Consider the following 24,165-nt stretch of genomic DNA (forward strand, 5'->3'; position numbering starts at 1 on the left):
GTTAAAATTTTACACAACCTTATTCTGACATACTCATATAGTGGCATATTTCAGAAACAAATATATGATTTCGATCATATAAATCAGCGGCTAAGCTATTAGCCAAACTCGTTATAAACAATTAAAACAATGTCGACAAGATCACACTACGCAATAATAAATATTGTTCTTAAAATATCTCACTCATACTATCAAAAAAATAATAAAAATTAGCTCCTGAAGAATAATACATTTCATCAATATTAATTAATGCATTACAAAAGTAGTATTAGCAATACCATTTTATTTTATCAAAACCGTAAAAACATAATATATTCAGCAAGATTATATTTATAGGTAATATAAGGAGATATATCCATGTTTACACAATACCGAAAAACACTTCTGGCAGGGACTCTGGCACTGACATTTGGATTAGCAGCAGGAAACTCTCTTGCCGCTGGTTTTCAACCGGCCCAACCTGCAGGAAAATTGGGCGCAATAGTAGTTGACCCTTATGGAAATGCCCCGCTTACTGCGCTGGTTGAATTAGATAGCCACGTTATTTCAGATGTTAAAGTTACCGTCCATGGTAAAGGTGAAAAAGGCGTTCCGGTGACTTATACCGTAGGCAAAGAGTCGCTCGCCACGTACGATGGCATTCCTATTTTTGGCCTTTATCAAAAGTTCGCAAATAAGGTAACCGTTGAATATAAAGAAAATGGCAAAACCATGAAAGATGATTACGTGGTGCAAACATCCGCCATCGTTAATCACTATATGGATAACCGCTCTATATCTGATTTACAGCAAACAAAAGTGATTAAAGTAGCACCGGGTTTTGAAGATCGCCTTTATCTGGTGAATACCCATACCTTTACCCCGCAGGGTGCAGAATTCCACTGGCATGGTGAAAAAGATAAAAATGCCGGCATCCTGGATGCGGGTCCGGCTGGCGGCGCACTCCCTTTTGATATCGCACCCTTTACCTTTGTCGTCGATACGGAAGGCGAATATCGGTGGTGGCTGGATCAGGACACCTTCTATGACGGCCACGACATGGATATCAACAAGCGCGGCTACCTGATGGGTATTCGTGAGACACCGCGCGGCACATTCACCGCCGTACAAGGCCAGCACTGGTATGAATTCGATATGCTGGGCCAGATTCTGGCCGACCATAAACTACCGCGCGGATTCATGGATGCATCACATGAATCGATCGAAACGGTCAATAACACTGTATTGCTGCGCGTAGGTAAACGCGACTATCGCAAAGAGGATGGTCTTCACGTGCATACCATCCGCGACCAGATTATTGAAGTCGATAAATCTGGACGTGTTGTTGACGTGTGGGATCTAACCAAAATTCTCGACCCGATGCGTGACGCGCTGCTGGGTGCGCTGGACGCAGGCGCGGTATGCGTCAACGTGGATCTCGCTCACGCAGGCCAACAGGCGAAACTGGAGCCAGATACCCCCTATGGTGACGCCCTCGGCGTTGGTGCGGGCCGTAACTGGGCTCACGTCAACTCCATTGCCTATGACGCTAAAGATGACTCCATCATTCTTTCTTCCCGCCATCAGGGTGTCGTCAAAATCGGTCGCGATAAACAGGTGAAATGGATTCTGGCACCGTCTAAAGGCTGGAATAAGTCGCTGGCAAGCAAATTGTTAAAACCGGTTGATGATAAGGGCAATGCGCTGAAGTGTGATGAAAACGGTAAGTGCGAGAATACTGATTTCGATTTTACCTACACCCAACACACCGCCTGGCTCTCCAGCAAAGGAACGCTAACCATCTTTGACAATGGCGATGGGCGTGGACTCGAACAACCGGCGCTACCAACAATGAAATATTCCCGGTTCGTCGAATATAAAATTGACGAGAAAAAAGGAACCGTTCAGCAAATTTGGGAGTACGGGAAAGAGCGCGGTTATGATTTCTACAGTCCTATCACGTCGGTAATTGAATATCAAAAAGACCGCGACACCATGTTTGGATTTGGTGGTTCTATTAATTTATTTGACGTTGGACAGCCAACCACCGGCAAAATCAACGAAATTGACTACAAAACAAAAGAAGTCAAAGTCGAAATTGATGTCCTTTCCGATAAACCAAACCAAACGCACTACCGCGCATTACTGGTTCGCCCACAACAAATGTTTAAATAGTATCGTTAGATTAAGGATTAATTATGTCATCTAAATGGATTACTTCATTATTTAAAAGCGTGGTATTAACGGCGGCGCTGGTAACACCATTTGCAGCATCGGCTTTTACTGAAGGTACTGACTATATGGTGCTGGAGAAACCGATTCCCAATGCTGATAAAACGTTGATCAAAGTATTCAGCTATGCCTGCCCATTCTGCTACAAATATGATAAAGCCGTGACCGGCCCGGTGTCAGAAAAAGTTGCCGATCTCGTCGCCTTCACACCTTTTCATCTCGAGACCAAAGGAGAATACGGTAAACAGGCCAGTGAAGTATTTGCAGTAATGATTGCGAAGGATCAGGCCGCAGGGGTCTCATTGTTTGACGCCAAATCACAGTTCAAAAAAGCCAAGTTTGCTTACTACACTGCCTACCACGACAAGAAGGAACGCTGGTCTGACGGTAAAGATCCCGCTTCATTCATCAAAACAGGGCTGGATGCTGCGGGTATGAGTCAAGCAGACTTCGAGAACGCCTTAAAAGAACCCGTAGTTCAGGAGACCTTGGAAAAATGGAAAGCGGCCTATGATGTTGCCAAAATCCAGGGGGTTCCGGCTTACGTCGTCAATGGTAAGTACCTGATCTACACCAAAAGCATCAAATCGATTGATTCCATGGCTGAGCTTGTCAGAGAGCTGGCGACAAAATAAACAGGGAACCGGCTATGGATTTTATCAAAGGATTGTGGCGAGACTTATGTACCGCACCGGTTGATACCCTGGTGAGATGGCAGGAGCGTCGCTTTTTGTGGTTGCTGATGGCTTGTGCCATGGGTGGGTTAATTATTCTGGCGCACTCGTTCTTCCAAATCTATCTCTACATGGCCCCTTGCGAGCAATGTGTATACATCCGCTTTGCCATGTTTGTGATGGTTTTCGGTGGGCTGATCGCGGCAATAAACCCTAAAAACCTCATCCTAAAACTGGTCGGCTGCATTGCGGCATTTTATGGCAGCATTATGGGCATTAAGTTTTCAATCAAACTTAATGGCATCCATTATGCAGTACATAACCCGGACCCGGATTCACTCTTTGGTGTACAGGGATGTTCCACCGATCCGACATTCCCTTTCAATTTGCCACTGGCAAACTGGGCTCCAGAATGGTTTAAGCCCACTGGAGATTGCGGCTATGACGCACCTGTCGTTCCCGATGGCGTAGCGCTCAGCAGTACGCAAAAGTGGTTTGTCGATCTGTACCAGCAGTCCGAAGGCTGGTATCTGCTCCCGCCATGGCATTTTATGAATATGGCGCAGGCCTGCCTGCTCGCCTTTGGTTTGTGTTTAGTGCTGTTGCTGGTAATGAGCGGAGCCTGGGCACTTAAACTGGCCAGAAAAAAATAGCCAGGCCGCAATAACAAAAAACCGAAGCCAGAAAACTGACTTCGGTTTTTTTATCCCTACCACGGTTGTCGCGGTAGTCAGCAATTAGCTGGCTTTGCGCTCATGCGCCTGACGGTAAGCCACCAGGTCTTCGATAGTAACCACAGCCATATTATGCTTACCGGCAAATTCGATGCATTCTGGCGCACGCGCCATGGTGCCATCGTCATTGGTCAGTTCGCACAGCACACCTGCCGGTTTAAACCCTGCCAGCGTCATCAGGTCGATGGTTGCTTCAGTATGACCACCGCGGGTCAACACGCCGCCAGCCTGAGCACGCAGCGGGAAAACATGCCCCGGACGGTTAAGATCGGAAGGTTTAGCGCCATCCTTAATTGCCGCACGCACCGTAGTAACACGGTCTGCTGCGGAAACGCCGGTGGTCACGCCTTCTGCGGCTTCAATGGTCACGGTAAAACCGGTACCGTAAGCGCTGGTATTATTTTCCACCATCATTGGCAGATCGAGCTGTTTGCGTCGGTCTTCAGTGATGCACAGGCATACAATACCGCTTCCGTGACGGATGGTCAGCGCCATCTGTTCTACAGTCATGGTTTCTGCCGGGAAAATCATATCGCCTTCGTTTTCACGGTCTTCGTCGTCAAGCACCATTACACCGCGTCCTTCACGCAGCGCAGAAAGCGCATGTTCAACACGTTCGAAAGGCGTACCAAAAGAGGAAAGTAGCGTCTGATTCATGGTAAAAAAACCTCACTAAAATTATGGTTACCAGAATCAGGGCAGTCTTAGGAGTACCGTCTAAGCGGCAAAAAAATAACGTGAGCGGGTCCATGCCCGACTGGATCGTTACTCTCTCCCATCCGGACTCTAACCGTCGGCCCCGGAATTACACCGGATCTGCTGACCTTTTTGCCGTAACAAAAAGCGCTCGCGGGCTTTCAACATCAGTTGATTTACCGCCGGTGGGGAATTTCGCCCCGCCCTGAGAATAAGCGGGTTAACTATAACGCTATTGATTACCTTCATCAACGTCTTTACTCGTCTTAGCTTCACACAATTCTGGTTTATGCCTGTGCCAGTTCGCACTACAATAGGCAGCAACACGTACCAGTTCAGGGAAACCACAATGATTGACCCGAAAAAAATTGAGCAGATTGCTCGTCAGGTTCACGAGTCGATGCCGAAAGGGATCCGCGAGTTTGGCGAAGACGTCGAGAAGAAAATTCGTCAAACGCTGCAGTCACAGCTGACCCGTCTGGATCTGGTAAGCCGTGAAGAATTCGATGTACAGACTCAGGTTTTATTGCGCACGCGTGAAAAGCTGGCGATGCTTGAGCAACGTCTGACTGAGCTGGAATCGAGTGAAAAAACGGCAGAAGTTAAACCTGCCCCCGCGATCCCGTCAGTCGATCCGCAAGAGTAAAAACGACAACGGGCCGCAAGGCCCGTTTTTCTGTTAGTGTTCCAGTTCTAGCTTCCTGGCTTCCGTCGCCTGCTGGCAGTACAGCGCATAGCGTTTGCAAAACCAGCTACGGTGTTCTTCATCCATATTCCCAGTTATCGCCTGGATATCAACGGGATGGCCCTCAGCCTGCATCCTGGCAAAACTACGGGCCAGGAAATCGAAATTGTTCAGTGAATACATATTGCTGTTCATGAGCATACCCTCCAGTTATTGAATATCTGCTAAGGCCATATGCTTTTTCTAATTTCAGTATTTCCCTGGATACGAAGTTATGCTGTACATATTGTGCGCAAAACTACTGCGCGGGTTCACAGTTTCCTATGAAATCTAAGAAGGCTTGAAGTATGGCGGGTATATCAGGGAAAGAGGCGCAGCGGCTGAAGAATAAAGCGAAAAAAAGCCGGATTGTGACGCGCAAACGTCTTATCCGGCCTGTAATCGGTACATCCTGTAAGCCTGAAGGAACTTCGCTTATCCGGCTATCAGGTCAGGGTTCACTTATCGCTGTCTTTCTGGATCTTCTTGATGATATTAGTCGTGGAGCAGCCATCTTCGAAGTTCAGCACCAGCACTTCACCGCCATTCGCCCACACCTCTTCACTGCCCGCAATCTGCTCCGGCTTATAGTCGCCGCCTTTGACCAGCAGATCCGGCAGAATGCCAGCAATCAGACGCTGCGGCGTATCTTCTTCAAAAGAGACCACCCAGTCGACAGATTCCAGCGCGCCCAGTACGATCATACGCTGTTCCAGCGGATTGACCGGACGCGTTTCACCTTTCAGACGTTTGGTCGAAGCATCGCTGTTGACCGCCACGATCAGGCGATCGCCCAGCTTGCGCGCATTCGCCAGATAGGAAACATGGCCCGCATGCAGGATGTCGAACACACCGTTGGTCATTACCACTTTCTCGCCGCGCTTGCGGGCGCTGGCAACGGCCTGTTTCAGCTCAGATTCGCTCATCACGCCAAAGCCAGTATCAGCCCGACCGCGCACGGCGTTTTCCAGCTCGATCGGTGAAACGGTAGAGGTCCCCAGCTTACCAACGACAACACCGGCTGCGGCGTTAGCAAAATAGCACGCCTCTTCCAGTGAGTTACCCGCCGCCAGCGTCGCCGCCAGCACGCCAATAACCGTATCGCCTGCACCGGTCACGTCATACACTTCCTGCGCCTGCGTCGGCATATGCAGCGGCGATTTGCCCGGTTGCAGTAACGTCATCCCCTGCTCGGATCGCGTGATCAGCAGTGCGGAAAGGTCGAAATCAGCAATCACTTTCATGCCGCGTTCAACCAGTTCATCTTCGCTTTTGCACTTGCCCGCCACCGCTTCAAACTCAGACAGGTTCGGCGTCAGCAGCGTTGCGCCACGGTAGCGTTCAAAATCGGTTCCTTTCGGATCGATAAGCACCGGCACCCCAGCCTTACGCGCCAGAGCAATCATCTGCTGCACGCTTGCCAACGCGCCTTTGGCGTAGTCGGAGAGCACCAGAGCACCGATAGAACCCAGCGCCTGGTTAATACGCTCGTGCAGCGGCTGCGGATCCACACCTTCAAAACCTTCTTCGAAATCCAGGCGAATCAGCTGCTGATTGCGGGAAAGCACGCGCAGTTTGGTGATCGTCGGATGGGTCGGCACGGATACGAAATCGCATTTTACGTTTACATCCGTCAGCGTTTTGCTCAGCGCACGCGCCGCGTCGTCAATACCGGTCAGGCCCACCAGGCGCGAATTCGCTCCCAGAGAGGCAATGTTCATCGCCACGTTTGCTGCGCCACCGGGACGTTCTTCGATGGTATCCACTTTTACCACCGGAACAGGCGCTTCAGGTGAAATACGGCTGGTAGGACCGTACCAGTAGCGATCCAGCATCACATCACCGACAACCATGACTCCTGCACGTTCAAACTCTGGCAGAGTTACTTTCATTCCTGTCTCCTGAGAGATTCTCTGAGTGTCTTAAAATTTGCGCGCGATAATAGCACACTTCACTCGGCACCCAGCCACTTCTGCCAGCTGTCACGCACCAGTGTACGTTCAGCGTCGAAGTGCTCCGGCGCCACATGGCCCGGAAGTTCCTGCAATGCAAGATGGTGAAGTTCATCACGCAACGTCGTATAAGCACGGGTAAGCGCCAGCGCTTCCTGCTCGTCCATAATGTCGTTTTGCGCCAGTAATTCCAGAATGCGCACGTTATCCGACCAGCGCGTCAGCTTCGGTTTTTCATGCGCATAGCGCAGCACCAGATACTGCGTAATAAACTCAATATCTGTGATGCCGCCTTCATCCGCTTTGATATCAAAACGATCGCGATGCTTATTACCCAAATGGGCACGCATTTTCTCACGCATTTCGCGCACCTCGGTCTGCAAGGTTTTCCCATCACGGACGAGGGTCATGATATCGCGACGAATCGCATCAAACTGAGAGGTCAACTGCGGGTCGCCGTACACTACGCGAGCACGCACCAGCGCCTGATGCTCCCATGTCCAGGCTTCGTTACGCTGATAATCGGCGAAAGCGTCAGCTGATGTCACCAGCATCCCCGCCGCCCCTGACGGACGCAAACGCGCATCCACTTCGTATAAAATACCGGACGAAGTACGGGTACTAAAGAGGTGCATAATGCGCTGCGCCAGGCGCAGATAGAACTGTCGCCCGTCAATCTCACGCTCACCGTCCGTCATCACGTCCATCGGACAGTCATGCAGGAAGATCAAATCGAGATCCGAGCTGTACCCCAGTTCCCAGCCGCCCAGCTTGCCATAACCGACGACGGCAAAACCACGCCCCTCGCGTTCGCTAAGATGAGTGGGTTGACCGTAGCGCGCGACCATCTGCGTCCACGCCTGCTGGACTACCGCATCAATAATAGCTTCCGCCAGCCAGGTTAAATGGTCGCTCACCTTCATCACCGGCAGTGTACCGGCGATATCAGCCGCGGCAATACGCAGTAGCTGCGTTTGCTTAAACTGGCGCAGAGCCTCCAGTTGCTGCTCTTCATCATCTTCAGGCACGCGCAGCAAATACTGGCGCAGCTCATCACGGTAGGCGTCCGTCGCGGTGGGTTGATACAGGGTGTTCGGATCCAGCAGTTCATCAAGCAACAGCGGATACCGCGCCAGCTGGCTGGCGACCATCGGCGAGGCCGCACAGAGCGAAATCAGATGCTTCAGCGCCCCGGGGAATTCGCTTAGTAGTTCCAGATAGGTCGTACGGGTAACAATCCCCACCAGCAGAGGGGTAATGCGCGACAGCGGGACTGAGGCGTCGTCACGCGTACAGACATCGCTCAGCAGATGCGGCATTAAATGGTCCAGCACCTGGCGTCCGCGTGGGCCAATAGTGCGTTTATCCAGCTCTTTGCGGAAATCGGCTATCAGAGACAGCACGCGCCGACGATCGTCATCCGCCAGATGCGTCAGCACCGGCGTGGTGTCATCTTCCTGTAATGCATCCTGCCACAGTTCGCGCCACTGTTCTGAGAGCGACTCTTCCTGACTTTCGGCCTCGTCATCGCCAATCAGCTCGTTAAATACCCGGCGTACGTTGTCCATATGATTGGCCAGCACATCAGTTAATTGCTGCCAGTCATCAACGTTCATCCCCCACGCCAGCCGCGCGCGATTCAGTTCATCGCCTGGCAGCGTCTGGGTCTGTTCATCATTGATGCTTTGCAGCAGGTTTTCCAGGCGGCGTAAATAGAGATAGGCTGCTCGCAGTTGTTCCGTATCGGTATCAGACAGCAGGTGCAGCGCATTGATGGCGCTAAGCGTCGGTAACAGCGAGCGGGATTGCAGCGACGGCTCGCGCCCACCGCGAATAAGCTGGAATACCTGCACGATAAATTCAATTTCGCGAATACCGCCCGCCCCCAGCTTGATGTTGTCTTTCAGACCACGGCGGCGCACTTCACGCGCAATCATCCCTTTCATGTTACGCAACGACTGGATCACGCTGAAATCAATATAGCGACGGAAAACAAAAGGCCGCAGCATGGCACGAAGCTCGCTGACGTAAGTGCCGTCGGCATCGCCCATAATGCGGGCTTTGACCATCGCATAGCGTTCCCAGTCGCGCCCTTGCTCCTGGTAATAATCCTCCAGCGCAGAGAAGCTCAGTACCAACGGACCGCTGTCGCCAAACGGGCGTAAACGCATATCCACCCGATAGACAAACCCATCCATTGTGGGCTGATCTAATACCTTGATGAGCCGCTGGCCCATACGGGTAAAGAACTGGGCGTTATCCAGCTCGCGGCGCCCGCCCTGTGTGCTGCCATGTTCTGGCCAGGCAAAAATCAGATCGATATCGGAGGAAAAATTCAGCTCGCCGCCACCCAGTTTCCCCATGCCTAAAATCAGCAGCGGCTGCGCCACACCTTCAGGATTACAGGGCGTACCCCATTCGCGACAGCAGGCGGCGTATAACCAGTCACGCGCGGCGACGATCAACGTTTCAGCCAGATGGCTTAGCTGCTGCAAAATACTCTCTTCGGTCACCAGCGACAGCGTCTGTGCCCAGGCGATACGCACCATAATGCGACGGCGAAACAGGCGTAACTCACGCATCAGCGTGTTTTCGTCACTAACGTCAGCCAATGCTTGCTGTAACCAGTCGGCATAGTGTTGCCATTCATCTGCCAGGGGTGGGGTGCTTTCCAGCTCAGCCAGCCATTCGGGATGGGCAATAATGCTGTCACGGACAAAATCACTGAATGTAAGTACTGACTTCGCCTGAACGCTAAGCGAGGACTCAGATATTGCTGCTGGCAGCCGCTCAACAACGGTCGGCCAGTACTGCTGTAACGGTGAAGAGAGCTGCTTCATTTACGGGTTATCCTTTGAATGGTGCCGGATGCGTCTTTTCGCCTTATCCGGCCTACATGACAGTTACACACATCGCGTAGGCCTGATAAGCGCAGCGCCATCAGGCATCCCGGCCTCGGCCCTGATTATCGTTTTCCGCTGTGCAGCCAGAACGGTTCCAGTGCAATTGCCTCGTTACGGAAGTGTTCAATTTCAATATATTGGTTGGCCGCAATGGCGTGGCGCAAACCCTGCCAGTTGGCGATCCATTCTGATGCGACATTTTCATCGTAGTATCCCGCCAGCATCAGCATGCTATCAATGTTGCGCGTCAAACGAGGAAGCTGATCGGCGTACTGATCGCCCAGCGGCTGCGCAAAAGCGGTCTTCAGCTCAGCGGCATGGCGTGAAAGATGGGTATCCGAGAAACGCTTAAAGGAGTCGGCAATTTTTCCCTGCGCCTTCGCATCAAGGAACGGCTGCCATCCTTTGGTCACCAGCCATTCGGTCAGCGCCAGCTTGGCCATTGCCGTTTGCGTGCTGTAAACCGCCGAAACAGCAGAAACGTCCGACGAAATGATCGCTTCCGACTGGGTCAAAAAATCACGTAAGTGAGCGTTCGCTTTTCGCGGCACATTACCGCCAAAAAGCATCAGAATGTGACGCACCAGGCCCATAGCCGCCAGCACCTCGGCTTTCGCCCCTTTAACGCCGCGCACCCACAGCTCTTCATGGTACTGCCACTGTGATAATGCCAGCTCCAGCGCCGCTTCCAGCCCCTGCTCAATACTCGCTTTCGCCGGAACTTTCAAAATGCGTGTCGGTTTGAGTTCGCGCGGCGCATTCCCCTGAGCCAGGTGATAACCGCGCGCTGCTTTGCTCAAGCTACCCTGGCGTAAACCAGTTTGCGAAACCAGCTGGTTTGCCAGCTTCAGTACCGCACGGGTATGGCCGCTTAGCAGTTCAAGTTCAAGCTCACAGATAGGTTCTGCAAACTCGCCCGCTTTCACCTCCCCCAGATCGAGGGCCATTTCAATCCGGCTGCCATCAACATCAACCAACCATTTCTCACGGTAAAAATCGGTGCTGAACAACGGCTGCACTTGAGAAGCAAGTTCAGCAGGCAGCTCGCCATCAGGCCAGACTTCCGTTGGGAACAAGGTGAGGTCCAGCTCAGGCGCGTTTAGCGCAACGTTATATTCTGGCCGCTGGTGCAGTCCGCCCGTCACGCGTCCGGCAATTTTCATGGTCATTTCGTAATGACCATTTTCACCGCGAATACGCAGCCCCATATCGTGACCACGCAACCACGCATCCGGTGTTTCGTAGTAGATATTCAGCAACTGACTGGGCGCATGATGCTCTCCCCCCAGCGTATTCAGACGTTCACGTAGCGCATCTACAGCGTCACTATTGACGATAAATTTTAATTCGATTTCCTGGGCCATGGTCTTGTACTTATGGGTTATGTCACAGTTGAGAAAACTGACTGCGAACTAAGTTCGTTCTTTATGGTCAGTAGATAGTATTTTGCGCCAAATTGCCATGCAACGAGCAATTTGACGGGCGTAAAAGTTTCGAGTGGTGGCAAAAAGGACACAGATGATTCCGATTGATGTCGAATGCTTTGCGTAGAGACACTGATGCCACTACTATCGTTCCACTTTCTATGACAATAACGACAGCCTGATGCCAAAATTACGCCTGATTGGATTAACTTTACTCGCACTTAGCGCCACTGCAGTCTCTCATGCCGAAGAAAAGCGCTATGTCTCTGACGAACTGAACACCTGGGTCCGCAGCGGTCCGGGAGATAATTATCGCCTCGTGGGTACGGTTAACGCCGGCGAGGAAGTCACGCTATTACAGACTGATGCCAACACTAACTACGGCCAGGTGAAAGACAGCACCGGACGTACCGCCTGGATCCCGCTGAAAGAGCTGAACAGTACGCCGAGCCTGCGTACCCGCGTTCCCGACCTGGAAAACCAGGTTAAGACCTTGACCGATAAGCTCAATAATATCGATACCACGTGGAACCAGCGCACCGCCGATATGCAGCAAAAGGTAGCGCAAAGCGACAGCGTGATCGACGGGCTGAAACAAGAAAACCAGAAGCTGAAAAACGAGCTTATCGTGGCGCAAAAGAAGGTCAGCGCAGCCAACCTTCAGCTTGATGACAAACAGCGCACCATCATCATGCAGTGGTTTATGTACGGTGGCGGCGTGTTGGGTCTTGGTCTGCTGCTCGGCCTGGTTCTGCCACACATGATCCCAAGCCGTAAACGCAAAGATCGCTGGATGAACTGAATCGCCTTCTCCGCCACACTGACATATGATTAAGGGATCATAGTTTTCAAAAGGAAAGTGGCGTGAAGATTTATCTGGTCGGTGGTGCTGTTCGGGATGCGTTATTAGGGCTACCGATTAAAGATAAAGATTGGGTTGTTGTTGGCGCCACGCCGCAAGAAATGCTCGACGCGGGCTACCAGCAGGTAGGCCGCGATTTTCCCGTGTTTCTGCATCCGCAAACCCGCGAAGAGTATGCGCTGGCGCGTACCGAACGTAAGTCAGGCTCGGGGTACACCGGATTCACCTGCTATGCCGCCGCAGATGTCACGCTGGAGGCCGATCTTCAGCGTCGTGACCTGACCATCAACGCAATGGCCCGCGATGACAACGGGGAGATTATCGACCCGTATAACGGACGCGACGATCTGGAAAACCGTCTGCTGCGCCATGTTTCATCTGCCTTTAGCGAAGATCCGCTGCGCGTGCTGCGCGTGGCGCGTTTTGCTGCCCGCTATGCGCACCTCGGTTTTCGTATCGCTGAAGAAACCATGACGCTGATGCGTGACATGACCATCGCTGGTGAACTGGAGCATCTGACACCAGAGCGGGTGTGGAAAGAAACCGAAGGCGCATTAACCACCCGTAACCCACAGATATTTTTTCAGGTCCTGCGCGACTGCGACGCACTGCGCGTCCTGTTTCCGGAAGTAGATGCTTTGTTTGGCGTTCCTGCCCCCGCGCAGTGGCATCCGGAAATCGACACCGGTATTCATACGCTGATGACGCTGTCGATGGCAGCCATGTTAAGTCCGGAAGTCGACGTGCGTTTTGCTACGCTGTGCCACGATCTTGGCAAAGCATTGACGCCTAAAGCGCTGTGGCCGCGCCATCACGGCCACGGTCCGGCGGGTGTTAAGCTTGTCGAACAACTGTGCCAGCGCCTGCGCGTACCGAATGACATCCGTGATTTAGCCAAACTGGTTTCCGAGTTCCACGACCTCATTCATACCTTCCCGATCCTGCAGCCAAAAACCATCGTTAAGCTGTTTGATTCCATCGATGCCTGGCGTAAACCGCAGCGCGTGGAGCAAATCGCCCTCACCAGCGAGGCCGATGTGCGTGGGCGAACCGGTTTTGAAGCGGCGGATTATCCGCAAGGCAGGCTGTTACGTGAAGCCTGGCAGGTTGCTCAGGCGGTGCCAACGAAAGACGTGGTTGAAGCTGGATTCAAAGGTCAGGCAATTCGTGAAGAACTGACCCGCCGTCGCATCGCGGCGGTAGCCAGTTGGAAGGAGCAGCGTTGCCCGAAAGCGTAGACACTGCGTTGCCGAATGCGCTGTGCTTATCCGGCCTACAGGTTCGACACGGATATAACCCGTAGGCCGGATAAGGCGGAACGCCGCCATCCGGCACCACGGTAAGTCATCAGAAGAACACGACGTAAACGGCAGCCGCCACAATAAAGCGGTAAATCGCAAACGGAATGAACGAGATGCGTTTAATCAGTTGCAGGAAGGTTTTGATCGCCACCAGCGCCACGATAAACGCCGTCACAAATCCGACTGCAAACATCGGGATATCTGATGCGCTGAGGAAAGACCAGCTCTTGTAGAGATCCAGCGCCGTCGCGCCCATCATCATCGGCACAGCCAGTAGGAAGGAGAATTCCGAGGCCGCGTAACGACTCACGCCCATCAGCATGCCGCCAGAAATCGTCGCCCCGGAGCGAGAAAAACCCGGCCACAGCGCCAGACACTGGAAACAGCCAATCATAAACGCCTGGCGATAGGTCATATCATCCAGCCCCGGCGCACGCGGCTCCTTCGGCTTCAGGCATTCTGCGGCAATCAGCAGTACACCACCCACCACCAGCGCATACATCACGTTGATCGGGTTAAACAGCGATTTGATAGTGTCGTGGAAGATTAGCCCCAGTACCACGGCTGGAATCATCCCCAACAGGATATGTCCCAGCGTCAGTCGACCTTTGCCAGTGCCTTCATGCGGAGCCTTGCCGAAGTGAATACCGATCAGGCCAAACAGACGTCGCCAGAACATGACCACAACGGCCAGGATAGAACCTAACTGGATAACCACTTCGAATGTTTTTGCAGTGTCACCCTCAAAACCCAACAGGTGGCCAACAATAATCATATGGCCGGTACTGGAAACGGGTAAAAATTCCGTCAATCCTTCGACCACACCCAAAATTGCCGCTACCAGCAGCGAGTGCATATCACTCATTAATAAACCCCTAGATAGAGAAACCACGGCAAAAAAGAGCCGACGAAAGGATCCTTTTATACCCGTTTGTTTTAGAAATTATTAAATTAATTATTTTCTTTCAGATTATTGCCACGCTCAATGATAACCCCGACGTTCGCCGCACGGGCTACCGCGCCAGGTTTACTGAGTTTGATCCGTACCCAGGGAGAATTAAAGCGGCTAAGCAGCAGATCCGCCACCTCTTCCGCAACCCGTTCTACCAGCGCAAAGCGCCCACCTTCCACATGATTAACAACCGTTTGAGCAATATCAGCATAGCTCAGGCAATCAGCCACATCATCGCTTTTAGCCGATTTGCGGTTATCCCATGCCATTTCGATATCGAACACCAACCGTTGTTCGATCGTTTGTTCCCAGTCGTAAACACCAATAGTGGTGATTACAGAAAGTTGCTCTATAAATACAATATCCATCACGACCTGCCTGCTTTTTGGCTAACCCGGATACCACTTCCGGCGAAATATGCGTATTATCCACAGAAGTAGCGTTTTACACGACATTTTCAAAACGGAACAGCTTATGAGTGCAATCGCGCCTGGAATGATTATCTTCGCGTACCTCTGTGGCTCAATTTCCAGTGCTATTCTGGTATGCCGCCTTGCTGGATTGCCGGACCCGCGCGACAGCGGCTCTGGGAATCCGGGCGCGACAAACGTGCTGCGCATCGGTGGCAAGGGAGCCGCCGTCGCGGTGCTGATTTTCGACGTCCTGAAAGGTATGTTACCCGTCTGGGGGGCCTATGCGCTAGGCGTCAGCCCCTTCTGGCTGGGATTGATCGCAATCGCCGCCTGTCTGGGCCACATTTGGCCGGTATTCTTCGGCTTTAAAGGTGGGAAAGGCGTTGCCACCGCTTTTGGCGCGATTGCGCCGATTGGTTGGGACTTAACCGGCGTGATGGCCGGGACCTGGCTGCTGACCGTCTTATTAAGCGGCTACTCGTCGTTAGGCGCTATCGTCAGCGCGCTGATCGCCCCTTTTTACGTCTGGTGGTTCAATCCCCAGTTCACTTTTCCGGTGTCCATGCTGTCGTGCTTAATTCTGCTTCGTCACCACGACAACATTCAGCGTCTGTGGCGTCGTCAGGAGCCGAAGATCTGGACCAAGCTGAAGAAAAAACGCGAACGAGACCCCGAGTGATTTTATTGTCGGATAGCGACGCAACGGCGTCTTATCCGGCGTGGGGGATGTGATACCCCTCCACTGGCTTGCCTAATCGGTTCTGACACCACATCGCCAGAAATTCCACGCACACGCGCAGCTTCACGCTGCGATACAGAGGCTCCTGATAAACCGCCCAGATATTAGCGCTCTGCGCATAGTCCGGCAGCACACGCACCAGTTCACCGCTGGCCAGAAAAGGCTGCACATCCCATTCGGAACGCAACATAATCCCTTTTCCCTGTAGCGCCCACTGCAACACAATCTCACCGCTGTTAGAGGAAAGATGTCCCGCCACCTTGACCGACTTTTTCTCCTGACCATTGTCCAGTTCCCACACCCCGTGAGTCATATCTCGTTCTTTAGTGACCAGACAATCATGACGACTTAATTCCTGTAACGTCGTCGGCTCACCGTATTTTTGTAAATACGGTGGGGCCGCACACAATATTCTTTTGTTTTTCGTTAACAAATGCGCAATATAATAATCCGGAATCTCATCATTAATACGAATATCCAAATCTATATTATCCTGTGTCAAATCAATTTGCCGATCGTAAAGCTCAAAGTGCACCTGTAATTCAGGGTAGCTATGCATCAATTCGGTAATTGCCGGTGCAATATAACTGCGCCCAAAGCCAAAACTACAGCCAATACGAATCATCCCTGCCGGGCGCGTTTTGAGTTGCGTGACGTCATCGACCAGATGCTGATAACTCGCGAGGATCGCCTGCGCATGTTCATAGCAACGTTGACCACTCTCCGTGAGCGCTACGCCACGCGCTGAGCGGCTTAGCAGCGTCGTCCCCAGCGTGGACTCTAGGATCTGAATGCGTTTTGTCACAAACGCCGGCGTTTGTCCCAGCGTCGCGGCTGCGGCGCTGAAGCTGCCGCTATGCACAATTTCAACCAACACCTGCAGGTCTTTCGCCAGGGGATACGTGTTCAGCATGATCGGTCTATCCGTAATGTTGTTCACCGCAGTGTAATTCTCTCATGCGTCTTAAACCCTGCCTTTGCGCAATTTTTATTGCCTTATCCGGACATCATTCACGAACTGTTAATTGGATATTCACAGTGGCAAATAATATTAATCCACATTTTTAGTGGTAGTTTGTGGCGGAGAATTTATTTCCAGATAAATAAAAGAACTGGAGTTAACAAGATGAGCAATCAAAATAACCAAAATGCGATAAATACGCTGACGAACATTGTCGCTGATTTTACCGCCATGATTTCTACCCGCATGCCCGATGACGTCGTGGATAAATTAAAACAGCTGCGTGAAGGCGAAACCTCGCCGATGGGTAAAATCATCTACCACACCATGTTTGACAACATGCAGAAAGCTATCGACCTGAACCGCCCTGCCTGTCAGGACACCGGGGAGATTATGTTCTTCGTGAAGGTCGGTTCCCGTTTTCCACTCCTCGGCGAACTGCAAAGCATCCTGAAGCAGGCCGTTGAAGACGCCACGGTAAAAGCACCGCTGCGCCATAACACGGTCGAGATTTTTGACGAAGTGAATACCGGCAAAAATACCGGTACCGGTGTGCCGTGGGTCACCTGGGACATCATCCCTGATAACGATGACGCGGAAATCGAAGTCTACATGGCAGGCGGCGGCTGTACGCTGCCGGGACGCTCGAAGGTGTTAATGCCTTCTGAGGGCTACGAAGGCGTGGTGAAATTTGTTTTTGAAAATATCTCTACGCTGGCAGTAAACGCTTGTCCGCCGGTGCTGGTGGGCGTCGGTATTGCCACCTCCGTAGAAACCGCCGCCGTTCTTTCTCGTAAAGCGGTGCTGCGCCCTATCGGCTCACGTCATCCGAATCCGAAAGCGGCCGAACTGGAACTGCGTCTGGAAGAAGGACTTAACCGTCTGGGCATTGGTCCGCAAGGATTGACCGGTAATAGCTCGGTGATGGGCGTGCATATCGAATCCGCCGCGCGCCACCCGTCGACTATCGGCGTTGCCGTCTCTACCGGCTGCTGGGCCCACCGTCGCGGCACGCTGTTGGTTCATGCTGACCTCTCCTTCGAAAACCTGTCTCACACCCGGAGCGCGTTATGAAAAAGATCCTCACAACCCCGATCAAAGCCGAAGATCTGGCAGACATTCGCGTTGGCGATGTCATTTACCTGACCGGTACGCTGGTGACCTGCCGTGACGTTTGCCACCGCCGCCTGATCGAACTGAAGCGCCCGATTCCTTATGACCTGAACGGCAAAGCCATTTTCCACGCGGGCCCGATCGTACGTAAGAACGGTGAAAAATGGGAAATGGTTTCCGTCGGCCCAACCACCAGCATGCGTATGGAAGCGTTTGAGAAAGACTTTATCGAACAGACTGGCGTCAAACTGGTGGTCGGCAAGGGCGGCATGGGACCGCTGACGGAAGAAGGCTGCAAGCAGTTTAAAGCGCTGCACGTCATCTTCCCGGCAGGCTGCGCAGTCGTGGCGGCAACCCAGGTTGAGGAGATCGAAGAGGTGCACTGGACGGAACTCGGCATGCCGGAGTCCCTGTGGGTGTGTCGGGTAAAAGAGTTCGGCCCGCTGATCGTTTCCATCGATACCCACGGCAATAACCTGATCGCTGAAAACAAAAAGCTGTTCGCTGAACGTCGCGACCCTATCGTCGATGAAATCTGCGAGCACGTGCATTACATCAAATAACCCTCCCGGAGAGGCGCTACGCCTCTCCCCTTTCGCAGGGATACAACAATGGCACCTTTAGCTGGTTGGTGGCGATACCTGGCTCCGCTGGTGGTCATCGCCATTATTGCTGTTCTGCCCGTTCCCACCGGTCTTGAGAGCCACACCTGGCTCTATTTTGCCGTCTTTACCGGTGTGATTGTCGGACTTATTCTGGAACCTGTACCTGGCGCGGTGGTGGCGATGATTGGTATTTCGATCATCGCCGTCCTTTCACCGTGGCTGCTGTTCAGCCCAGAGCAACTCGCGCAGGACGGTTTTAAATTTACCGCCAAATCACTGTCGTGGGCGGTATCTGGCTTTTCAAACTCGGTCATCTGGCTGATCTTCGCGGCCTTTATGTTTGGTACTGGCTATGAGAAAACCGGACTCGGTCGGCGTATCGCGCTGATGCTGGTGAAAAAGATGGGGCACCGGACGCTGTTTCTCGGCTATGCGGTGATGTTCTCCGAACTTATCCTCGCTCCCGTCACGCCTTCCAACTCCGCCCGTGGGGCCGGAATAATCTACCCGATTATCCGCAACCTGCCGCCGCTGTATAACTCACAGCCCAATAGCGCTAGTTCACGCTCCATTGGCTCGTACATCATGTGGATGGGGATTGTCGCCGACTGCGTTACCAGCGCTATTTTCTTAACGGCGATGGCGCCGAACCTCCTGTTGATCGGTCTGATGAAAGGCGCGTCCCACACCGCGCTGAGCTGGGGGGACTGGTTCTTAGGCATGCTGCCGCTGAGCATTTTACTGGTGCTGATCGTGCCGTGGCTGGCGTACGTGTTATATCCACCGGTGCTGAAATCCGGCGATCAGGTGCCACGCTGGGCGGATGCGGAGCTAAAAGCGATGGGACCGCTCTGCGCTCGCGAGAAAAAGATGCTGGTGCTGATGGTCGGCGCGCTGGTGCTGTGGATCTTCGGCGGTGACTATATTGACGCCGCGATGGTCGGATACAGCGTGGTAGCGTTGATGCTGGTATTGCGCATCATTAGCTGGGATGACATCGTCAGCAATAAAGCCGCGTGGAACGTCTTTTTCTGGCTGGCCTCACTGATCACGCTGGCCACCGGGCTCAATAACACCGGTTTTATTACCTGGTTCGGCAAGCTGCTGGCAAACGGGCTTAGTGGCTATTCGCCGATGATGGTGATGGTAGCGCTGATCGTAGTGTTCTATCTGCTGCGTTACTTCTTTGCCAGCGCCACGGCCTATACCTCCGCCCTCGCGCCGATGATGATTGCCGCCGCGCTGGCGATGCCGGAAATCCCGCTACCGGTCTTCTGCCTGATGGTCGGCGCCGCCATTGGTCTGGGCAGCATTCTGACCCCGTACGCCACCGGCCCTAGCCCTATCTACTACGGCAGCGGCTATTTACCAACGGCGGATTACTGGCGACTCGGTGCTATTTTTGGCCTGATTTTCCTCGTGCTGCTGGTGACTACCGGTCTGGTCTGGATGCCCCTCGTTTTACTGTAAAACCCTGGTGGGGCGGCATATTGTCGCCCCTTTATCCATAAGCTTCTCGTATGATCGATTTCCCGATGCGCTGAGGCATACTTTTTTGTATGCAAACACCCTCATGCTGATAAGGGAAACGCTCTGGACACGGTTGCGCACGAGACACTCACACGGGGCTGGCAGGCCGAACTGGATCTGCATTTTACCTGCACCGGGCATAAAACGGTGCTCGCCTCGGCGCGTCATCATGGTCCACTGACGGTTCAGCGCCCATTTTACCCCGAAGAAAACGTCTGCCATCTTTATCTGCTTCATCCACCGGCGGGGATCGTCGGCGGAGATGAGCTCCATATCGCCGTAACGCTCGACGAAAACAGCCACGCGTTAATCACCCAGCCTGGTGCGGGAAAGTTTTACCGCAGCCGCGGACCGCAGGCATTGCTGCGCCAGCATTTTACCCTCGCCCCCCACTCGACGCTGGAGTGGCTGCCGCAGGATACGATCCTCTTTCCCGGCGCCAACGCCGCTATTCAGACCGTCTTTCATCTGACATCCGCAAGCCGCCTGCTGGCCTGGGATCTGCTGTGCCTTGGGCGACCGGTTATGCAGGAAACCTTCAGCCACGGCATGCTGCAAAACCGCCTGGAAGTGTGGCGAGATGGGCAGCCACTGCTGATAGAACGCTTGCAGTTGCAGGAGTGGAATCTGAGCAGCGTCGCACATCATCCCTGGGTCGGTACGTTACTGTGTTATCCGGCCAGCGAGCACATGCTCGAGGGCACGCGGGAGCGGCTTACGGCGCTTGGCGATTACGCCGGGGCAACGCTTAACGATTCGCTGCTGACAATCCGTTTTCTTGCTAACGACAACCTGATTGTCCAGCGCGTTATGCGCGACATCTGGCAATTTCTGCGCCCGCTGCTGACACACAAAGCGCCCGTACTCCCGCGAATCTGGCAAACCTAAGAGAACCCTAATGGAACTGACTCCCAGAGAAAAAGACAAGCTGTTGCTGTTTACCGCCGCTCTGGTGGCGGAACGTCGCCTGGCCCGCGGGCTGAAGCTGAACTACCCGGAATCGGTGGCGCTGATTAGCGCTTTCATCATGGAAGGGGCACGGGACGGGCAAACCGTGGCCGCGCTGATGGAAGACGGGCGTCACGTCCTGCGCCGCGATCAGGTGATGGAAGGCGTACCGGAGATGATCCCGGATATTCAGGTTGAAGCCACATTTCCGGACGGATCGAAGCTGGTCACTGTCCACAACCCGATCGTCTAAGGAGCAGCAATGATCCCAGGTGAATATCAGATCGCAAAAGGCAATATTGCGCTTAATCAAGGGCGGGAGATCTGCACGATCGTGGTGGAAAATCATGGCGACAGACCCATACAGGTGGGATCGCACTATCACTTTTACGAAGTGAACCCGGCGCTGCGCTTTGACAGGCTGGCCGCACGCGGCTTTCGTCTGAACATTGCTGCGGGCACGGCAGTACGTTTTGAGCCGGGACAAAAACGCGAAGTCGAACTGGTGCGCGTTGCTGGTGCACAAAGGATCGTGGGTTTTCGCAGCGAAGTGATGGGCGCACTGGAGGCAGATAATGAGTGACATTTCCCGGCAGGCGTACGCCGACATGTTTGGCCCAACCACCGGCGATAAAGTGCGCCTGGCGGATACCGACCTGTGGATCGAGGTGGAACAAGACTTCACCACCTACGGGGAAGAGGTCAAATTCGGCGGCGGAAAAGTGATCCGCGACGGCATGGGCCAGGGACAAATGCGCACCGATGCATGCGTGGATCTGGTGATCACCAACGCGCTGATCGTCGATCACTGGGGGATCGTGAAAGCGGATATCGGCATCAAAAACGGCAGGATCTTCGCCATCGGCAAAGCAGGTAATCCCGATATTCAACCCAACGTGACGATCCCGATAGGCGTAGGAACTGAAGTCATTGCCGGGGAAGGCAAGATCGTCACCGCGGGCGGCGTGGATACGCATATTCACTGGATCTGCCCACAGCAGGCGCAGGAGGCGCTGGTTTCTGGCGTGACGACGATGATCGGCGGCGGTACCGGTCCGGCGGCAGGCACTCACGCCACCACCTGTACGCCGGGTCCGTGGTACATCGCGCGTATGCTGCAGGCGGCAGACACGTTGCCGGTTAACATTGGTTTGCTGGGTAAAGGCAATGGCTCAAATCCAGACGCCCTGCGCGAGCAAATCAGCGCGGGCGCAATTGGCCTGAAAATCCATGAAGACTGGGGCGCCACGCCTGCCGCTATCGACTGCGCGCTGACCGTGGCCGACGAGATGGACATCCAGGTCGCGTTGCACAGCGATACGCTCAATGAGTCCGGTTTCGTTGAAGATACGCTGGCGGCAATTGGCGATCGCACCATTCATACCTTTCACACCGAAGGCGCGGGCGGCGGCCATGCGCCGGATATCATCACCGCCTGCGCGCATCCGAATATTCTGCCCTCCTCCACGAATCCGACGCTGCCCTATACCGTCAACACTATCGACGAGCATCTCGACATGCTGATGGTTTGCCACCACCTCGATCCGGATATCGCCGAAGACGTGGCCTTTGCCGAATCCCGCATTCGCCGGGAAACAATCGCTGCCGAAGATGTGCTGCATGACATTGGCGCGTTTTCCCTGACCTCGTCTGATTCACAGGCGATGGGGCGCGTTGGCGAAGTGATCCTGCGTACCTGGCAGGTGGCGCACCGCATGAAGGTTCAGCGTGGCCCGTTGGCAGAAGAAACCGGTGACAACGACAACCTGCGCGTTAAACGCTACGTCGCCAAATACACCATCAACCCGGCATTAACCCACGGTATCGCCCATGAAGTCGGCTCCGTTGAGCCTGGCAAACTGGCCGATCTGGTGCTGTGGTCGCCCGCCTTTTTTGGCGTAAAACCGGCGACGATCGTCAAGGGCGGGATGATTGCCTGCGCGCCAATGGGCGATATCAACGCCTCGATCCCCACCCCGCAGCCGGTGCATTACCGCATGATGTTCGGCGCGCTTGGCGCGGCGCGGCACCACACCCGGCTGACCTTTATTTCGCAGGCCGCTGACGCGCAAAACATCCCGCAGCAGCTCAATCTGCAAAGCGCTATCGCCGTCGTCAAAGGCTGTCGGACGGTGAAAAAGGTCGACATGATCCACAACGGCCTGCAACCCAATATCACCGTCGATGCTCAGACTTACGAGGTGCGTATTGATGGCGAACTTATCACCAGCGAACCGGCAGATGTTTTGCCGATGGCGCAACGCTATTTCCTGTTTTGAGGAGTGACGATGATCTACCTGACCCAACGCCTTGACCACGCTCACCGCGTTACTGCAAGCGTCACGCTGCCCATTGATGTTCGGGTAAAAAGTCGTGCCAGAGTGGCGCTGAATGACGGTCGCGAAGCCGGGCTGATGCTACCGCGTGGCTTGCTGTTACGCGGTGGCGATCTGCTGAGCACCGAAGATGGCAGCGAAGTGATCGAAGTGATCGCCGCGCCGGAGTCGGTTTCCGTGGTGCGCTGCGCCGATCCTTTACTGCTCGCCAAAGCCTGTTATCACCTCGGTAATCGCCACGTTCCGCTGCAAATCCTGCCGGACGAACTGCGTTACCACCACGATCATGTGCTGGACGACATGCTGCGCCAGTTCAACCTTGAGGTGACCTTCGCCCAGTTGCCGTTTGAACCTGAAGCAGGCGCTTATGCCAGTGAATCACACGGGCATCACCACGGCCATGCGCACTGATGCATAACAGCCAACAGCTACGTCTGATGCAGCTCGCCAGCAGCGCGCTCCCGGTGGGGTCGTTTACCTGGTCCCAGGGTCTGGAGTGGGCGGTGGAAATCGGCTGGGTGAAAAGCGTCGATGACTTCTCTGCCTGGCAAATCCAGCAGATGGAGCAGAACTTTTTTACCGTTGACCTACCGCTGCTGGCGAGACTGTATCGCGCCTGCGAGCTGGACGATCTCGACGCAGCACGCCGCTGGAGCGCTTACCTGCTGGCCTGTCGCGAAACCCGCGAACTGCGGGATGAAGAACGCAATCGGGGTGCAGCGTTTACGCGGCTGGTCACCGACTGGGAGTCGGATTGCTCGCGAGAATGGCGCACCCTCTTTGTCGACAGCCAACTCTGCGGCATGGCCTGGCTGGGCGTACGCTGGAAAATTCCGCTGACGGAGCTGGCATTAAGCCTCGGCTACAGCTGGATTGAGAGCGCTGTCATGGCTGGCGTCAAGCTGGTTCCTTTTGGACAACAGGCGGCCCAGCGTTTGATTATTGCGCTCTGCGATCGCTATGCGCAGGGTTTGGCACAGGCGCTGACGTGTCCTGACACCAGCCTCGGCTCCGCAACGCCGTTGGCCGCTATCGCGTCTGCCCGGCATGAAACCCAATATTCCCGATTATTCCGCTCCTGAGGAGA

Annotated in this window: 24 protein-coding genes and 1 riboswitch; of the genes, 16 read left to right on the forward strand and 8 right to left on the reverse strand. The window is 53.8% G+C overall.

Going from position 1 to position 24,165, the window contains the following annotated elements:
- Nucleotides 1–357: 357 nt before the first annotated feature.
- From assT to dsbI, 3 genes are read left to right on the forward strand one after another with little or no spacing between them, the layout of a single operon-like run.
- Nucleotides 358–2,154: an arylsulfate sulfotransferase AssT gene (assT, locus tag OGY72_RS14520; protein WP_003828419.1), complete on the forward strand. Its 1,797-nt coding sequence runs from the start codon at nucleotides 358–360 to the stop codon at nucleotides 2,152–2,154.
- A 23-nt stretch (nucleotides 2,155–2,177) separates the two neighbouring features.
- Nucleotides 2,178–2,846 carry a thiol:disulfide interchange protein DsbA/DsbL gene (locus tag OGY72_RS14525; RefSeq protein WP_063941833.1) on the forward strand — a complete coding sequence of 223 codons (669 nt, stop codon included), beginning with the start codon at nucleotides 2,178–2,180 and terminating at the stop codon, nucleotides 2,844–2,846.
- 14 nt (nucleotides 2,847–2,860) lie between these two features.
- Nucleotides 2,861–3,538: a protein-disulfide oxidoreductase DsbI gene (dsbI, locus tag OGY72_RS14530; protein ID WP_003828423.1), complete on the forward strand. Its 678-nt coding sequence runs from the start codon at nucleotides 2,861–2,863 to the stop codon at nucleotides 3,536–3,538.
- Between the two features lie 84 nt (nucleotides 3,539–3,622).
- Here the strand turns inward: dsbI and ribB are convergent, their stop codons facing one another.
- Nucleotides 3,623–4,276: a 3,4-dihydroxy-2-butanone-4-phosphate synthase gene (gene ribB, locus OGY72_RS14535; protein ID WP_003828424.1), complete on the reverse strand. Its 654-nt coding sequence runs from the start codon at nucleotides 4,274–4,276 to the stop codon at nucleotides 3,623–3,625.
- 106 nt (nucleotides 4,277–4,382) lie between these two features.
- Nucleotides 4,383–4,532: riboswitch (FMN riboswitch) on the reverse strand.
- Nucleotides 4,533–4,664: 132 nt separating this feature from the next.
- Here ribB and ubiK point away from each other — a divergent pair.
- Nucleotides 4,665–4,961, forward strand: coding sequence for a ubiquinone biosynthesis accessory factor UbiK (gene ubiK / locus OGY72_RS14540; RefSeq protein WP_286548073.1), 297 nt, complete (start codon nucleotides 4,665–4,667; stop codon nucleotides 4,959–4,961).
- 33 nt (nucleotides 4,962–4,994) lie between these two features.
- Here the strand turns inward: ubiK and glgS are convergent, their stop codons facing one another.
- The 4 genes from glgS to OGY72_RS14560 all read right to left on the reverse strand — a co-directional run bounded on the left by glgS (nucleotide 4,995) and on the right by OGY72_RS14560 (nucleotide 11,258).
- Complete coding sequence (gene glgS / locus OGY72_RS14545; protein ID WP_123267894.1) at nucleotides 4,995–5,201, reverse strand: cell surface composition regulator GlgS; 207 nt, start codon at nucleotides 5,199–5,201, stop codon at nucleotides 4,995–4,997.
- A gap of 296 nt (nucleotides 5,202–5,497) precedes the next feature.
- Nucleotides 5,498–6,931, reverse strand: a complete 1,434-nt coding sequence (gene hldE, locus OGY72_RS14550; protein ID WP_003828429.1) for a bifunctional D-glycero-beta-D-manno-heptose-7-phosphate kinase/D-glycero-beta-D-manno-heptose 1-phosphate adenylyltransferase HldE — start codon at nucleotides 6,929–6,931, stop codon at nucleotides 5,498–5,500.
- Between the two features lie 59 nt (nucleotides 6,932–6,990).
- Nucleotides 6,991–9,831: a bifunctional [glutamate--ammonia ligase]-adenylyl-L-tyrosine phosphorylase/[glutamate--ammonia-ligase] adenylyltransferase gene (gene glnE, locus OGY72_RS14555; RefSeq protein ID WP_284968981.1), complete on the reverse strand. Its 2,841-nt coding sequence runs from the start codon at nucleotides 9,829–9,831 to the stop codon at nucleotides 6,991–6,993.
- A 125-nt stretch (nucleotides 9,832–9,956) separates the two neighbouring features.
- Nucleotides 9,957–11,258 (reverse strand): CYTH domain-containing protein, encoded by a 1,302-nt coding sequence (locus tag OGY72_RS14560; protein WP_286548078.1) that lies wholly within the window; start codon nucleotides 11,256–11,258, stop codon nucleotides 9,957–9,959.
- Nucleotides 11,259–11,499: 241 nt separating this feature from the next.
- On the opposite strand from OGY72_RS14560, the gene OGY72_RS14565 reads away from it, so the two are divergent.
- Nucleotides 11,500–12,120, forward strand: a complete 621-nt coding sequence (locus OGY72_RS14565) for a TIGR04211 family SH3 domain-containing protein (protein WP_003828434.1) — start codon at nucleotides 11,500–11,502, stop codon at nucleotides 12,118–12,120.
- A gap of 62 nt (nucleotides 12,121–12,182) precedes the next feature.
- Nucleotides 12,183–13,418: a multifunctional CCA addition/repair protein gene (locus OGY72_RS14570; RefSeq protein WP_126317403.1), complete on the forward strand. Its 1,236-nt coding sequence runs from the start codon at nucleotides 12,183–12,185 to the stop codon at nucleotides 13,416–13,418.
- Between the two features lie 109 nt (nucleotides 13,419–13,527).
- On the opposite strand, the gene bacA is transcribed toward OGY72_RS14570, so the two are convergent.
- Nucleotides 13,528–14,346 (reverse strand): undecaprenyl-diphosphate phosphatase, encoded by an 819-nt coding sequence (gene bacA, locus OGY72_RS14575; protein WP_003828439.1) that lies wholly within the window; start codon nucleotides 14,344–14,346, stop codon nucleotides 13,528–13,530.
- Nucleotides 14,347–14,432: 86 nt separating this feature from the next.
- Entirely contained in the window at nucleotides 14,433–14,801 is a 369-nt protein-coding gene (folB, locus tag OGY72_RS14580) for a bifunctional dihydroneopterin aldolase/7,8-dihydroneopterin epimerase (RefSeq protein WP_003024659.1), read from the reverse strand.
- A 106-nt stretch (nucleotides 14,802–14,907) separates the two neighbouring features.
- Between folB and plsY the strand changes: the two genes are divergently transcribed.
- Nucleotides 14,908–15,525, forward strand: a complete 618-nt coding sequence (gene plsY, locus OGY72_RS14585) for a glycerol-3-phosphate 1-O-acyltransferase PlsY (protein ID WP_003828443.1) — start codon at nucleotides 14,908–14,910, stop codon at nucleotides 15,523–15,525.
- A 31-nt stretch (nucleotides 15,526–15,556) separates the two neighbouring features.
- On the opposite strand, the gene ttdR is transcribed toward plsY, so the two are convergent.
- Nucleotides 15,557–16,498, reverse strand: coding sequence for an L-tartrate utilization transcriptional activator TtdR (gene ttdR / locus OGY72_RS14590; RefSeq protein WP_284968982.1), 942 nt, complete (start codon nucleotides 16,496–16,498; stop codon nucleotides 15,557–15,559).
- A gap of 213 nt (nucleotides 16,499–16,711) precedes the next feature.
- Between ttdR and ttdA the strand changes: the two genes are divergently transcribed.
- The 9 genes from ttdA to OGY72_RS14635 all read left to right on the forward strand — a co-directional run bounded on the left by ttdA (nucleotide 16,712) and on the right by OGY72_RS14635 (nucleotide 24,160).
- The gene (ttdA, locus tag OGY72_RS14595; RefSeq protein WP_286548083.1) at nucleotides 16,712–17,620 is read left to right on the forward strand and encodes a L(+)-tartrate dehydratase subunit alpha; all 909 of its coding nucleotides are present in this window, start codon (nucleotides 16,712–16,714) and stop codon (nucleotides 17,618–17,620) included.
- Nucleotides 17,617–18,222: a L(+)-tartrate dehydratase subunit beta gene (gene ttdB / locus OGY72_RS14600; protein ID WP_003828447.1), complete on the forward strand. Its 606-nt coding sequence runs from the start codon at nucleotides 17,617–17,619 to the stop codon at nucleotides 18,220–18,222. The genes ttdA and ttdB overlap by 4 nt, the downstream gene beginning before the upstream one ends.
- 48 nt (nucleotides 18,223–18,270) lie before the next feature.
- Nucleotides 18,271–19,734 (forward strand): anion permease, encoded by a 1,464-nt coding sequence (locus OGY72_RS14605; RefSeq protein ID WP_126317398.1) that lies wholly within the window; start codon nucleotides 18,271–18,273, stop codon nucleotides 19,732–19,734.
- 123 nt (nucleotides 19,735–19,857) lie between these two features.
- Nucleotides 19,858–20,682, forward strand: a complete 825-nt coding sequence (locus OGY72_RS14610; RefSeq protein WP_197971215.1) for an urease accessory protein UreD — start codon at nucleotides 19,858–19,860, stop codon at nucleotides 20,680–20,682.
- Nucleotides 20,683–20,692: 10 nt separating this feature from the next.
- Nucleotides 20,693–20,995 carry an urease subunit gamma gene (locus OGY72_RS14615; protein ID WP_003024678.1) on the forward strand — a complete coding sequence of 101 codons (303 nt, stop codon included), beginning with the start codon at nucleotides 20,693–20,695 and terminating at the stop codon, nucleotides 20,993–20,995.
- A 9-nt stretch (nucleotides 20,996–21,004) separates the two neighbouring features.
- Nucleotides 21,005–21,325 (forward strand): urease subunit beta, encoded by a 321-nt coding sequence (locus OGY72_RS14620; protein WP_003828455.1) that lies wholly within the window; start codon nucleotides 21,005–21,007, stop codon nucleotides 21,323–21,325.
- Nucleotides 21,318–23,021, forward strand: a complete 1,704-nt coding sequence (gene ureC / locus OGY72_RS14625; RefSeq protein ID WP_279275484.1) for an urease subunit alpha — start codon at nucleotides 21,318–21,320, stop codon at nucleotides 23,019–23,021. Before OGY72_RS14620 ends, ureC begins: the two co-directional genes overlap by 8 nt.
- A 9-nt stretch (nucleotides 23,022–23,030) precedes the next feature.
- Nucleotides 23,031–23,489 (forward strand): urease accessory protein UreE, encoded by a 459-nt coding sequence (ureE, locus tag OGY72_RS14630; RefSeq protein WP_198579676.1) that lies wholly within the window; start codon nucleotides 23,031–23,033, stop codon nucleotides 23,487–23,489.
- Complete coding sequence (locus OGY72_RS14635; RefSeq protein WP_148361459.1) at nucleotides 23,489–24,160, forward strand: urease accessory protein UreF; 672 nt, start codon at nucleotides 23,489–23,491, stop codon at nucleotides 24,158–24,160. The genes ureE and OGY72_RS14635 overlap by 1 nt, the downstream gene beginning before the upstream one ends.
- Nucleotides 24,161–24,165: the final 5 nt, after the last annotated feature.

It is taken from the genome of Citrobacter sp. Cpo221 (assembly GCF_030332345.1).
GTDB classification, from domain to species: Bacteria; Pseudomonadota; Gammaproteobacteria; order Enterobacterales; family Enterobacteriaceae; genus Citrobacter; species Citrobacter portucalensis.

Bases quoted from the DNA above. Each gene is read 5' to 3' on its own strand.
- ribB (WP_003828424.1), bottom strand. From the start codon at position 4,276: ATGAATCAGACGCTACTTTCCTCTTTTGGTACGCCTTTCGAACGTGTT.
- OGY72_RS14620 (WP_003828455.1), top strand. From the start codon at position 21,005: ATGATCCCAGGTGAATATCAGATCGCAAAAGGCAATATTGCGCTTAAT.
- ubiK (WP_286548073.1), top strand. From the start codon at position 4,665: ATGATTGACCCGAAAAAAATTGAGCAGATTGCTCGTCAGGTTCACGAG.
- OGY72_RS14565 (WP_003828434.1), top strand. From the start codon at position 11,500: ATGCCAAAATTACGCCTGATTGGATTAACTTTACTCGCACTTAGCGCC.
- ttdA (WP_286548083.1), top strand. From the start codon at position 16,712: ATGAGCAATCAAAATAACCAAAATGCGATAAATACGCTGACGAACATT.
- OGY72_RS14615 (WP_003024678.1), top strand. From the start codon at position 20,693: ATGGAACTGACTCCCAGAGAAAAAGACAAGCTGTTGCTGTTTACCGCC.
- OGY72_RS14560 (WP_286548078.1), bottom strand. From the start codon at position 11,258: ATGGCCCAGGAAATCGAATTAAAATTTATCGTCAATAGTGACGCTGTA.
- OGY72_RS14525 (WP_063941833.1), top strand. From the start codon at position 2,178: ATGTCATCTAAATGGATTACTTCATTATTTAAAAGCGTGGTATTAACG.
- plsY (WP_003828443.1), top strand. From the start codon at position 14,908: ATGAGTGCAATCGCGCCTGGAATGATTATCTTCGCGTACCTCTGTGGC.
- glnE (WP_284968981.1), bottom strand. From the start codon at position 9,831: ATGAAGCAGCTCTCTTCACCGTTACAGCAGTACTGGCCGACCGTTGTT.
- hldE (WP_003828429.1), bottom strand. From the start codon at position 6,931: ATGAAAGTAACTCTGCCAGAGTTTGAACGTGCAGGAGTCATGGTTGTC.
- folB (WP_003024659.1), bottom strand. From the start codon at position 14,801: ATGGATATTGTATTTATAGAGCAACTTTCTGTAATCACCACTATTGGT.
- assT (WP_003828419.1), top strand. From the start codon at position 358: ATGTTTACACAATACCGAAAAACACTTCTGGCAGGGACTCTGGCACTG.
- ttdB (WP_003828447.1), top strand. From the start codon at position 17,617: ATGAAAAAGATCCTCACAACCCCGATCAAAGCCGAAGATCTGGCAGAC.
- OGY72_RS14605 (WP_126317398.1), top strand. From the start codon at position 18,271: ATGGCACCTTTAGCTGGTTGGTGGCGATACCTGGCTCCGCTGGTGGTC.
- bacA (WP_003828439.1), bottom strand. From the start codon at position 14,346: ATGAGTGATATGCACTCGCTGCTGGTAGCGGCAATTTTGGGTGTGGTC.
- OGY72_RS14635 (WP_148361459.1), top strand. From the start codon at position 23,489: ATGCATAACAGCCAACAGCTACGTCTGATGCAGCTCGCCAGCAGCGCG.
- ureE (WP_198579676.1), top strand. From the start codon at position 23,031: ATGATCTACCTGACCCAACGCCTTGACCACGCTCACCGCGTTACTGCA.
- glgS (WP_123267894.1), bottom strand. From the start codon at position 5,201: ATGCTCATGAACAGCAATATGTATTCACTGAACAATTTCGATTTCCTG.
- ttdR (WP_284968982.1), bottom strand. From the start codon at position 16,498: ATGCTGAACACGTATCCCCTGGCGAAAGACCTGCAGGTGTTGGTTGAA.
- dsbI (WP_003828423.1), top strand. From the start codon at position 2,861: ATGGATTTTATCAAAGGATTGTGGCGAGACTTATGTACCGCACCGGTT.
- ureC (WP_279275484.1), top strand. From the start codon at position 21,318: ATGAGTGACATTTCCCGGCAGGCGTACGCCGACATGTTTGGCCCAACC.